This is a genomic window from Rhodopseudomonas sp., assembly GCF_048594845.1.
Lineage (GTDB): Bacteria > Pseudomonadota > Alphaproteobacteria > Rhizobiales > Xanthobacteraceae > Rhodopseudomonas.
Window position 1 is genome coordinate 1 of the sequence record NZ_JBMDXE010000180.1, and the last position, 10,333, is coordinate 10,333.

Annotated in this window: 12 protein-coding genes; 3 read left to right on the forward strand and 9 right to left on the reverse strand. The window is 67.1% G+C overall.

Going from position 1 to position 10,333, the window contains the following annotated elements; translation table 11 throughout:
* The 3 genes from ACOJTD_RS11285 to ACOJTD_RS11295 all read left to right on the forward strand — a co-directional run.
* A partial coding sequence (locus tag ACOJTD_RS11285; protein WP_420133005.1) for a PD-(D/E)XK nuclease family protein occupies positions 1-546 on the forward strand: 546 nt, incomplete at its 5' end.
* Positions 547-642: 96 nt separating this feature from the next.
* Positions 643-963, forward strand: coding sequence for a thioredoxin (gene trxA / locus ACOJTD_RS11290; protein WP_054163299.1), 321 nt, complete (start codon positions 643-645; stop codon positions 961-963).
* Positions 964-1,262: 299 nt separating this feature from the next.
* Positions 1,263-2,336 carry an ATP-dependent DNA ligase gene (locus tag ACOJTD_RS11295; RefSeq protein WP_420133006.1) on the forward strand — a complete coding sequence of 358 codons (1,074 nt, stop codon included), beginning with the start codon at positions 1,263-1,265 and terminating at the stop codon, positions 2,334-2,336.
* Here the strand turns inward: ACOJTD_RS11295 and ACOJTD_RS11300 are convergent.
* The 9 genes from ACOJTD_RS11300 to sppA form a co-directional block, all read right to left on the reverse strand.
* Positions 2,320-3,069 (reverse strand): metallophosphoesterase family protein, encoded by a 750-nt coding sequence (locus tag ACOJTD_RS11300; RefSeq protein WP_420133007.1) that lies wholly within the window; start codon positions 3,067-3,069, stop codon positions 2,320-2,322. The genes ACOJTD_RS11295 and ACOJTD_RS11300 overlap by 17 nt on opposite strands.
* Before the next feature lie 25 nt (positions 3,070-3,094).
* Positions 3,095-4,441: a bifunctional folylpolyglutamate synthase/dihydrofolate synthase gene (locus ACOJTD_RS11305; protein ID WP_420133008.1), complete on the reverse strand. Its 1,347-nt coding sequence runs from the start codon at positions 4,439-4,441 to the stop codon at positions 3,095-3,097.
* Entirely contained in the window at positions 4,438-5,403 is a 966-nt protein-coding gene (gene accD / locus ACOJTD_RS11310) for an acetyl-CoA carboxylase, carboxyltransferase subunit beta (protein WP_420133009.1), read from the reverse strand. Before accD ends, ACOJTD_RS11305 begins: the two co-directional genes overlap by 4 nt.
* A 171-nt stretch (positions 5,404-5,574) precedes the next feature.
* Positions 5,575-6,411, reverse strand: coding sequence for a tryptophan synthase subunit alpha (trpA, locus tag ACOJTD_RS11315; RefSeq protein ID WP_420133010.1), 837 nt, complete (start codon positions 6,409-6,411; stop codon positions 5,575-5,577).
* Positions 6,411-7,625 (reverse strand): tryptophan synthase subunit beta, encoded by a 1,215-nt coding sequence (gene trpB, locus ACOJTD_RS11320; RefSeq protein ID WP_420133011.1) that lies wholly within the window; start codon positions 7,623-7,625, stop codon positions 6,411-6,413. The genes trpA and trpB overlap by 1 nt, the downstream gene beginning before the upstream one ends.
* Entirely contained in the window at positions 7,625-8,281 is a 657-nt protein-coding gene (locus ACOJTD_RS11325) for a phosphoribosylanthranilate isomerase (RefSeq protein ID WP_420133012.1), read from the reverse strand. Before ACOJTD_RS11325 ends, trpB begins: the two co-directional genes overlap by 1 nt.
* A gap of 57 nt (positions 8,282-8,338) precedes the next feature.
* Positions 8,339-8,725, reverse strand: a complete 387-nt coding sequence (locus ACOJTD_RS11330; RefSeq protein ID WP_420133013.1) for a LapA family protein — start codon at positions 8,723-8,725, stop codon at positions 8,339-8,341.
* Between the two features lie 54 nt (positions 8,726-8,779).
* Positions 8,780-9,085, reverse strand: a complete 306-nt coding sequence (locus ACOJTD_RS11335; RefSeq protein WP_378385983.1) for an integration host factor subunit beta — start codon at positions 9,083-9,085, stop codon at positions 8,780-8,782.
* 159 nt (positions 9,086-9,244) lie between these two features.
* Positions 9,245-10,213 carry a signal peptide peptidase SppA gene (sppA, locus tag ACOJTD_RS11340; RefSeq protein WP_420133014.1) on the reverse strand — a complete coding sequence of 323 codons (969 nt, stop codon included), beginning with the start codon at positions 10,211-10,213 and terminating at the stop codon, positions 9,245-9,247.
* Between the last annotated feature and the right edge of the window lie 120 nt (positions 10,214-10,333).

Sequence of the window (10,333 nt, forward strand, 5' to 3'; positions counted from 1 at the left end):
GGCGAATCGCCCGAGCAGCGCGCCCGCGCCTTGCAGCGCGGCACGCTGGTGCACCGCCTGCTGCAATCGCTACCCGACCTGCCGGCGGACGCGCGACTCGCCGCCGCCACCCGCTTCCTCGCTCGCAACGCCGCCGATTGGGAGACGGGAGAACGGGACACGCTGGCCGCGCGGGTGCTGGAGGTGATCGCCGATCCGCGCTTCGCCGCGGTGTTCGCGCCCGGCAGCCGCGCCGAGGTGCCGATCGTTGGCCGGCTGCAGCGGCACGGCAAGCCGGTGCTGGTCTCCGGCCAGATCGACCGGCTGGTGGTGACGCAAACCGACGTGTTGATCGTCGATTTCAAGACCAACCACGCCCCGCCGCGCAGCCTCGCGGACGTGCCGCACGCCTATCTGCGCCAGCTCGCGCTGTACCGGGCCGTGCTGGCCCGGCTTTATCCCCAGCGGATCGTCCGGGCCGCCCTGCTGTGGACCGAAGTGCCTGACATTATGGAGCTTTCGGCGTCTGCGCTGGACGCGGAGCTGGCGGCGCTAACGGCCGCGTGAGTGTGCTTGACCCCGCCCCGGCGCGTTCATACGTTGATTTCATCATCCGGGCGCGATTCCCTTACCGCCCTTATCTGCTCCCCCACGAGGTATCCCATGGCCGTAGGCAAGGTCTCCGACTCCGATTTCGAAGCTGAAGTTCTCAAGGCGCAGGGCCCTGTGGTGGTGGATTTCTGGGCCGAGTGGTGCGGCCCGTGCCGCATGATCGCGCCGGCGCTGGACGAGATTTCGGGCGCGATGGGTGACAAGGTCAAGATCGTCAAGCTCAACGTCGACGAGAGCCCGGTGACGGCCTCGAAGTACGGCGTGATGTCGATCCCGACGCTGATGATCTTCAAGGGCGGCGAAATGGCCTCCCGCCAGGTCGGCGCCGCGCCGAAGGCCAAGCTGCAGCAGTGGATCAGCTCGGCGGTCTGAACTCGGAAGCCCGACGAACGTTTGCAACGGCCGGCTCACGCCGGCCGTTTTGCGTTTCGGAGGGTGGTGTGCGCTATGACACTGGCTCGGAGCCGAGTTACTTGCGCACGCACGCCGTGCCCGCGTCGCCCTCACCCTAGCCCTCTCCCGCAAGCGGGAGAGGGGACCGGCCGTGCTCGGCGCGAGGCATCGTCTCCAGTCGCTCACCTTTCCCCGAGCACGGCGAGCTCCCTCTCCCGCCCTTGCGGGGGAGGGTTGGGGTGGGGGCGACGCGAGCACAGCGCTTCCAGCTTTTTCCCATGAGCGCTGCCCCGCGAGGTCGAGCGAAGCTATCCAAATCCAAATCCGCCGCGCCGCTCGCGCCAATGGAAGCGCGGTCGGTCGATGCAATTCCACGCGGGTCGGAATGGCAATACGAGCCGAAATGGGACGGCTTTCGCTGCCTGATGGTGCGCAGCGAAGATGCTGTCGCGCTGTGGTCGAAATCCGGCGAGGAGCTCACCCGCTACTTCCCTGAATTAGTTGCGGCAGCGCTGAAGCTGAAAGCCGAGCGCTTCGTGCTCGACGGCGAGATCGTGGTGCCGCAGGGGAAGACGTTTTCGTTCGACGCGCTGCTGCAGCGGATTCATCCGGCCGCAAGCCGCGTCAAGAAACTATCCGTCGAAACGCCCGCGCTGCTGCTGGTGTTCGATCTGTTGGCGAGCCCGCGCGACGATGCGCTCGGCGCGCAGCCGCTGTCTGACCGACGCCAAGCGCTGGAAGCCTTCGCCAAGGTGCAGTTCAAGGCGCACCCGACCTTCCGCCTCTCGCCGGCCACCACCAGCGACAAGCAGGCCGCCAAATGGCTGGCGAAGGCCGGCGGCGGCTCCGACGGGGTGATCGCCAAGCGCCGCGACCTCGCGTATCAGTCCAGCACTCGCGACGGCATGCAGAAGATCAAGAAATTCCGCAGCGCCGACTGCGTCGTCGGCGGCTTCCGCTACGCCAGCGCCACGCTCGATGGCCGCAAGGTGGTCGGCTCGCTGCTGCTCGGGCTCTACGACGAGGCCGGCCTGCTGCATCACGTTGGCTTCACCTCGGCGCTGAAGCGCGCCGAGAAACCGGCGCTCACCGACAAGCTGGAAAAGCTGCCCGGCGAGGGCTTCACCGGCAACGCGCCGGGCGGGCCGAGCCGGTGGTCGACCGAGCGCTCGTCGCAATGGCAGAAGCTCGCGCCCAAGCTGGTGGTCGAAGTCTGCTACGATCACTTCAGCGGCGAGCGCTTCCGCCACGGCACGAGTTTACTGCGCTGGCGTCCCGACAAGGCGCCGAGGCAATGCACGATGGATCAGCTCGCGCAGAAGCAGGTCGATCCGCTCAAGCTGCTGGCGTGACCCATCCGGTCGCCAGCGTGTCGGCATAGGCCGTCATGCCGTTGTGCCGCGCCAGCGCCGCCATCGCCTGATGATCATAGGGAATCAGACGGAAAGCGACCTGCCACCCGCCGTGCGTGCGGTCGATGATCGCGTAGCTGGCGTCGGGCGTGCCGGTCTGCATGCGATGCGGATAGGGTGTGCGGTCGCGATAGCCCGGGCAGCCGGCGCTGCCGGGATTGACGATCAGGCGGCCGTCACTCAGCCGCACCGCGCGCGGAATATGGGTGTGGGCGCACAGGATCAGCGACTGCGTCAGCCCCTCGGCATGGGCCTCGATCGCCGCCAGATCCGACATCCGGATCGCGCCATCGGGGTTGACGGTTTCGAGCCAGTAGGTTTCGTCGTCGTTCGGCGTGGCGTGGCAGAGAAACACATCGTCGTTCAGCACGCGTGTGGCCGGCAGGGAGCGCAGCCAGTCGAGATGCGTCGTGCCGAGCTGATCGAAGGCGATCTTGTCCCAGGCGCCCATCTGGTCGCGCGGGCGGTCGAACAGGTAGCGGTCGTGATTGCCGAGGACGACGTCGGCGTCGAGCGCCATCAGCATGTCGAGCGTCCGCCGCGCGTCGAGCGGGCCGCTCGCCATGTCGCCGAGGCAAACGATGCGATCGACGCCTTGGGCCCGGATATCGGCCAACACCGCTTCCAGCGCCGCGTAGTTGCTGTGCATGTCGGCGATGGCGGCGATCCGCATGGCGGGTCCTTGTCGTTTGTTGTTGTTAGCTCGGCGGCGTGCCGTTGAGGCTCAGCACGTGGCCGGCGAGATACAGCGAGCCGGTGATCAGGATACGCGGCGGCAGTTCGTAAGCAAGGGATGCAATCCGCCGCAGCGCCGCCGGGACATCTTCGGCGAGCTCGACGCGCAGGCCAAGCGCGCGGCCGGCGTCGGCGAGGCGCTCGGGCGGCATTGCGCCGTCGCGGCCGGGAATCGGCACGACGATCAGGTGCCGCGTCAGCCCGGTGAAGTTGGTGAGAAACGCGCCCGCGTCCTTGTTGGCCATCATGCCGGCGATCAGCACCAGCGGCCGCGACACGCGCTCTTCGAGATCGCCCAGCGCCGCCGCCGCGACGCGGCCGCCATCGGCATTGTGTCCGCCGTCGAGCCACAGCTCGCAGCCCTGCGGCGCGTCGTCGAGCAGCTTGCCGGTGGTGAGGCGCTGCATCCGCGCCGGCCATTCGGCGCTGAGGAGACCCGCCTGATAAGCGGCCTGGTCGATGCTGAAGCGCGTCTGCGCCCGCAGCGTCGCGATCGCCAGCCCCGCATTGTCGATCTGGTGTCGTCCGAACAGCTTGGGCGCGGTGAGGTCCATGAGGCCGCGTTCGTCCTGATAGGCGAGCCGGCCGTGCTCGATCTGCACGTGCCATTGCTGGCCGCAGGCGAACAGCGGCGCGCGCTGCCGCTTGGCTTCGCGCTCGATCACCGCCATCGCCGCATCGTCCTGTTCGGCGACGATCACCGGCGCGCCGCGGCGCAGGATGCCTGCCTTCTCAGTGGCGATCTCCGCCACCGTCGGCCCAAGAAACTCGGTGTGGTCGATGCCGATCGGCGTCAGCACGCAGGCGAGCGGCTGCTCGATCACGTTGGTCGCGTCGAGCCTTCCGCCGAGCCCGACTTCGAGCAGCAACACGTCCGCCGGATGCTGTGCGAACAGCCACAGCGCCGCGACGGTTTCGATCTCAAATAGCGTGATCGGCGCGCCGTCGTTGATACGCTCGCAATGCGCCAGCGCCGCAGCGAGTTGTTCGTCGCTGACCAGCACGCCGCCGCCCGGCTTGCCGAGCCGGATGGTCTCGTTGACGCGCACCAGATGGGGCGAGGTATAGGCGTGGACGGAAAGGCCCGCGGCTTCGAGGATGGCGCGCAGGAAGGCGAGGGTCGAACCCTTGCCATTGGTGCCGGCGATATGGATCACCGGCGGTAGCTTCTTTTCAGGATGGTCCAGTGCCGCCAGCAGCCGCTCGACGCGGCCGAGCGTCAGGTCGATGCGTGCGGGATGCAGCCCCGCGAGACGCGCGCGCAATTCGCCGACCGAACCAGACGGCTGCGGGTCGGTGGCTGCGCTCACGCCTGCGGCGCGGTCGGCGGTGTCGCCTCGGGTGCGGTCGCCGCGATCTCGGCGGCCGCGGTGTCCGGTTGCGGAGCAGCCTCGGCGGCGATCGTGGTGATGTCGGCGGCCGGCACCGGCGTCTTGGTCAGGATGCGGCACAGCCGCGCCAGGGTCGGACGCAGATCGTGGCGGTGCACCACCATGTCGACCATGCCGTGGTCGCGCAGATATTCGGCGCGCTGGAAGCCGTCCGGCAGTTTCTCGCGAATCGTCTGTTCGATCACGCGTGCGCCAGCGAAGCCGATCAGCGCGCCGGGTTCGGCGAGCTGGATGTCGCCGAGCATCGCGTAGGATGCGGTGACGCCGCCGGTGGTCGGGTTGGTCAGCACCACGATGTAGGGCAGCTTGGCCTCGCGCAGCATCTGCACCGCGACGGTGGTGCGCGGCATCTGCATCAGCGACAGAATGCCTTCCTGCATCCGCGCGCCGCCGGAGGCCGCGAACATGATGAAGGGCGCGTGCTTCTCGACCGCCAGCTCCATGCCACGGATGATCGCCTCGCCGGCCGCCATGCCGAGCGAGCCGCCCATGAAGTCGAAGTCCTGCACGGCGGCGACGATGCCGTTGCCCTCGAGCTTGCCGAAGCCGACCTTCACGGCATCCTGCGCGCCGGTCTTGGTGCGCGCATCCTTGATGCGGTCGGCGTATTTGCGCTCGTCACGGAATTTCAGCGGGTCGGCCACCACCTCGGGCAGCGCGACGTCGTACCAGGTCTCGTTGTCGAAGATCGAGCGCATCCGGGCGAGCGCGCCCATCCGCATGTGATAGTTCGAGCCGGGAATGACGAACTGGTTCTGCTCGACGTCCTTGTAGAACACCAGCTGCCCGGTATCCGGACATTTGATCCACAAATTCTCCGGCGTTTCCCGCCGCAGCATGTTGCGGATCTTCGGACGGACGACGTTGGTCAACCAGTTCATCAGGGACTCCGCGCGTCGCCTCGCAGGGCGCCGCTGGTTGTGGCCTTGTCAGGATATGGCGGCGCGGACGGCGTCCGTCCAGACCATATCGGGCGTTGGTTTGGCCGCAATTCGGCGGCCGATTGCCGCCACGTCGGCGGCCTGTTGCCGCTATTCGGCGGCCTGTTGCCGTTACTCTGCGGCCTGTTTGACGCCGCGAACGCCGGCAGATAGCGCTGCGACCAGATCCGCCACCGCGCCGACGCTGCCGTCGGTCGCGCGGTTGTCGGCGCCGAGGGTGGCCTTGAGCGCGTCGATCAGCGCCGTGCCGACCACCGCGCCGTCGGCCTGGGCGGCGATCGCGCCGGCGGCTTCCGGGGTACGGATGCCGAAGCCGACGCAGACCGGCAGGTCGGTGTGGCGCTTGATCCGGGCCACCGCGTCGGCGACAGCGGCCGTATCGGCCGAGGCCGAGCCGGTGATGCCGGTGATCGACACGTAATAAACGAAGCCCGAGGTGTTGGCGAGCACCGCCGGCAACCGCTTTTCGTCGGTGGTCGGGGTGGCGAGGCGGATGAAGTTGAGCCCTGCCTTCATGGCCGGCAGGCACAGCTCCTCGTCTTCCTCGGGCGGCAGGTCGACGACAATCAGGCCATCGACGCCGGCCGCCTTGGCGTCGACGAGAAACTGATCGACGCCGTAGATGTAGATCGGATTGTAGTAGCCCATCAGCACGATCGGGGTCGTGGCGTCGTCCTTGCGGAAGTCGCGGACCAGACCCAGCGTCTTCTTCAGCGTGGTGCCGCCGTGCAGCGCGCGCAAGCCTGCGGCCTGGATCGCCGGGCCGTCGGCCATCGGGTCGGTGAAAGGCATGCCGATCTCGATGATGTCGGAGCCGGCGGCCGGCAGCGATTTCAGCACCTGCAGGCAGGTGTCGAGGTCGGGATCGCCCGCCATCACGAACGTCACCAGCGCCTTGCGGCCCTGCCGCTTCAGCTCGGCGAAGCGGGTGTCGATACGCGTCGTCATCAGAACTTGCCCCCGAGATGTTCGGCGACCGACGCAAGGTCCTTGTCGCCGCGGCCCGACATGTTCAGCACCATGACGTGATCCTTCGGCAGGATCGGCGCCAGATCGGCGACCTTGGCGAGCGCGTGGCTCGGCTCCAGCGCCGGGATGATGCCTTCGAGGCGGCAGCACAGCTTGAACGCCTCGAGCGCCTCGGTGTCGGTCGCCGACAGGAAGTTGACGCGGCCGACATCGTGCAGCCAGGCGTGCTCCGGGCCGATGCCCGGATAGTCGAGGCCGGCCGAGATCGAATGCGCTTCCTCGATCTGCCCGTCCGCGTCCATCAGCAGATAGGTGCGGTTGCCGTGCAGGACGCCCGGCTTGCCGCCGGCGATCGACGCCGCGTGCAGCTTGTCGAGGCCATGGCCCGCGGCTTCGACGCCGTAGATCGTCACGCCGGCGTCGTCGAGGAAGGGGTGAAACAGTCCCATCGCGTTGGAGCCGCCGCCGATGCAGGCGATCAGCGAGTCGGGCAGGCGGCCTTCGATCTCCTGGATCTGCTCGCGTACTTCCTGACCGATCACCGCCTGGAAGTCGCGCACCATCATCGGATAGGGATGCGGGCCGGCGACGGTGCCGATGCAATAGAAGGTGTCATGCACGTTGGTGACCCAATCGCGCAGCGCCTCGTTCATGGCGTCCTTCAGCGTGTTGGCGCCGGACGTCACCGGGCGCACTTCGGCGCCGAGCGCCTTCATGCGCAGCACGTTCGGCTCCTGCCGGCTGACGTCGACGGCGCCCATATAGACCACGCATTGCAGGCCGAACTTCGCGCACATCGTGGCGGTGGCGACGCCGTGCATGCCGGCACCGGTCTCGGCGATGATGCGCGGCTTGCCCATGCGCTTGGCCAGCATGATCTGGCCCAGCACGTTGTTCACCTTGTGGGCGCCGGTGTGGTTGAGGTCTTCACGCTTGAAGTAGATCTTGGCGCCGCCGAAATGCTCGGTCAGCCGCTCCGCGTAGTACAGCGGCGAGGGCCGGCCGACATAGTGCTTGAGATAGCCGTCCATCTCGGCGCGGAATTGCGGATCGTCCTTGGCCTGCGCGTAGGCCTTTTCCAGATCGAGGATCAGCGGCATCAGCGTCTCGGCGACGAAGCGTCCACCGAACAGGCCGAAATGACCGCGCTCGTCGGGTCCGGATCGAAACGAGTTGGGCAGGATCGGATTCATCAGGTCATCAACTCTTCGCTGGCGCGCGCGGCGCGGATGAAGCTGCGGATCATGTCGGGGTCCTTGGCACCGGGCGCATGTTCGACACCGGAAGATACGTCGACACCGCCCGCTCGGGTGACGCGAAGTGCCTCGGCGACGTTATCGGCATGAATGCCGCCCGACACCATGAACGGCAGCGCGAGATCGAGATCGCGCAGCAACGCCCAGTCGAACGGCGTGCCGAGGCCGCCGGGGCGGGTGGCGTCCTTGGGCGGGCGGGCGTCGAACAGGATGCGGTCCGCCGCAGCCGCATAGGCCGGCAGCACCGCGAGGTCGGCGGCGGTGGCGACCGGGACAGCCTTCATCACCGGCAGGCCGAACATCTGCTTCAGCGCCCGGATACGCTCCGGACTCTCGTGGCCGTGCAGTTGCAGAATATCGGGCCGCAGGATCTCGACGACGTCACGCAGCAGCGCGTCGCTGGCATCGACGGTCAGCGCCACTTTTGCGGCGCGCCCGGCGACCTGCTTGCCGAGGTCGGCCGCGACGTCCAGCCCGACATGCCGCGGCGATGCCGGAAAGAACACGAAGCCGACCATGTCGGCGCCGGCCGCGACGGCCGCTTCCAGCGTGTCGCAGGTCGACAGGCCGCAGATTTTGACGACGACGGACATGGGTTTGCGATCAGGTTTCGGCCGGCGCGCATTGGGCGCCGGCAAGACGCCGGTGTTCTACACCGCCGCGCCGGCCTTGTCGCGCCTGCCGGCCGTGGAACTCTGGTCCAGCAGTAGGCGGCGCGGCTCTGTAGCGGCCGGCGTCATGACGCTGGCGCGCAGGTTGGCGAGCTGGGCTTTCGCCTCGATCGCCTCGGCCTGATGCCGGCGCGCGGCGCGTCGCCACTTGCCCTGGCGGAACCAGGTGGCGATGCCTCCGGCGATCACGCCGAGGATCGCGACGCCGATGATCAGCACGAACAGCGGCAGCTGCACGTTGCCCATCGGATCGCTGGGCTCCAGCGGATCGAACGACACCGTGACGAGATGGCGGTTGGCGACCGCGAAAACGATGAAAATCAGTCCGAGCGGGATCAGTACCACCGCCGTCAGAAACTTCTGCATGTCGTTCTCGCTCGTTTTGCCCAGCACGCGCTTGCCCAGCAAACGGGCGTCGCGTCACGCGCCGGTATCAGGATTCCCGGAGTCGCGATTCAAACGTTCGCGCATCTCCTTGCCCGTCTTGAAAAACGGCACGCTCTTCTGATCGACCGGAACGTGCGCACCGGTGCGCGGGTTGCGACCGGCGCGGGCAGGCCGGTGCTTCACCGAAAACGCGCCGAAGCCGCGCAGCTCCACCCGATCGCCACGCGCCAGAGCTTCGACGATCTCGTCGAGGATCGCATTGACGATGTTCTCGACGTCCCGCTGATAAAGGTGCGGGTTGTGCTCGGCGATGCGCTGAACGAGTTCGGATTTAATCATCGAGGATGTGGTCCGTGCGTGCGGACCGCCATTTCCTTGAAAATACTGTGAACTGTCAAGACGCTAAATCAAATGAGGCTGCCCCGAAAAGGGCCGTCGGCACGGCCCGAACGAAGCCGCTGCCGGGGTTCAAATACCGTGTGATGGATCAGGATGCTGTCAGCGCGCACTACCTGGCGCCCACAGCGCCAGCATGCCGTCGAGTCCGAGCCGTTCGACGCCGGATTGCTCGACCTGACGCGCAACTGCACCGAGACCGAGCGCGTCCAGCGTGATAGTCGCGGCGGCGCGCAGGAAGGTGAGGTCGCCGAATTGCGGGGCGAGCTTGAAGTCGCGGATAGGCAGGCCGCTCTTGACCTTCTTCTCGGATTCCAGCCACGCCACAGCGGCTTTCTCGTCGCCGAGTTCGTCGATCAGTTTCAGTCCGACGGCCTGGCGACCAGTGAAGACGCGGCCGTCGGCGACGACGCTGAGCTGCGCATCGTCCATCGCGCGGCGGCTCTTCACCAGGTCGCGAAACCACGCGTAGGAATCGCGCACCAGCGACTCCAGCGCGGCGCGCGCCTCCGGGCTGGTCGGCTCGAATCCGTTCGGCGCAGCCTTGAGCGGCGACGACTTCACTTCCTCGACCTTGACGCCGACCGTCTTCATCAGTTCGGAGACGTTCGGATACTGAAACAGTACGCCGATCGAACCGACCAGCGAGCTTTGCTGCGCGATGATGTGGTCGGACGCGAGCGCCGCGATGTAGCCGCCCGACGCGGCGAGGCCCTCGACGACGACCACCATCGGCTTCTTGGCCTTCAGCCGCATCAGCGCGGTATAGAGTTCTTCCGAGCCGGCGGTCGTGCCGCCCGGCGAATTGATGTGCACGATCACCGCGGCGTGCGACGATTTCTCCAGCCGCTCGAGCGCTTCGATCCGTTCCGAATTGCTGCGGATCAGGCCGTCGATCTTGATCCGCGCGATCGAGCCGGTGCTGCTCAGCGCACCCTTGCCGGCGGGCGACAGCGCCGCCCCGACCGCCACGACCGCGACGATCGCAACCAGCACCGCGGCGACGCGCCAGAACGTCAGCTTGCGGCGAATGCGGCGGCGATCGACGATCACATCGGAATCAAGCGACATGGACATTCTCCGGCGAAACGGCTGTGCACGGTTTTCAAAGCGGATCGTTGCGTTTCCGTGAGCGGATTACATCAATTGCAATCCAATATGAAGAAAACAAGATTGGTGCTCACCGTCTCG

Excerpts from the sequence above, each read along its gene's own strand:
- trxA (WP_054163299.1), top strand. The coding sequence starts at position 643 with ATGGCCGTAGGCAAGGTCTCCGACTCCGATTTCGAAGCTGAAGTTCTC.
- ACOJTD_RS11295 (WP_420133006.1), top strand. The coding sequence starts at position 1,263 with ATGAGCGCTGCCCCGCGAGGTCGAGCGAAGCTATCCAAATCCAAATCC.
- ACOJTD_RS11300 (WP_420133007.1), bottom strand. The coding sequence starts at position 3,069 with ATGCGGATCGCCGCCATCGCCGACATGCACAGCAACTACGCGGCGCTG.
- accD (WP_420133009.1), bottom strand. The coding sequence starts at position 5,403 with ATGAACTGGTTGACCAACGTCGTCCGTCCGAAGATCCGCAACATGCTG.
- trpA (WP_420133010.1), bottom strand. The coding sequence starts at position 6,411 with ATGACGACGCGTATCGACACCCGCTTCGCCGAGCTGAAGCGGCAGGGC.
- trpB (WP_420133011.1), bottom strand. The coding sequence starts at position 7,625 with ATGAATCCGATCCTGCCCAACTCGTTTCGATCCGGACCCGACGAGCGC.
- ACOJTD_RS11325 (WP_420133012.1), bottom strand. The coding sequence starts at position 8,281 with ATGTCCGTCGTCGTCAAAATCTGCGGCCTGTCGACCTGCGACACGCTG.
- ACOJTD_RS11330 (WP_420133013.1), bottom strand. The coding sequence starts at position 8,725 with ATGCAGAAGTTTCTGACGGCGGTGGTACTGATCCCGCTCGGACTGATT.
- ACOJTD_RS11335 (WP_378385983.1), bottom strand. The coding sequence starts at position 9,085 with ATGATTAAATCCGAACTCGTTCAGCGCATCGCCGAGCACAACCCGCAC.
- sppA (WP_420133014.1), bottom strand. The coding sequence starts at position 10,213 with ATGTCGCTTGATTCCGATGTGATCGTCGATCGCCGCCGCATTCGCCGC.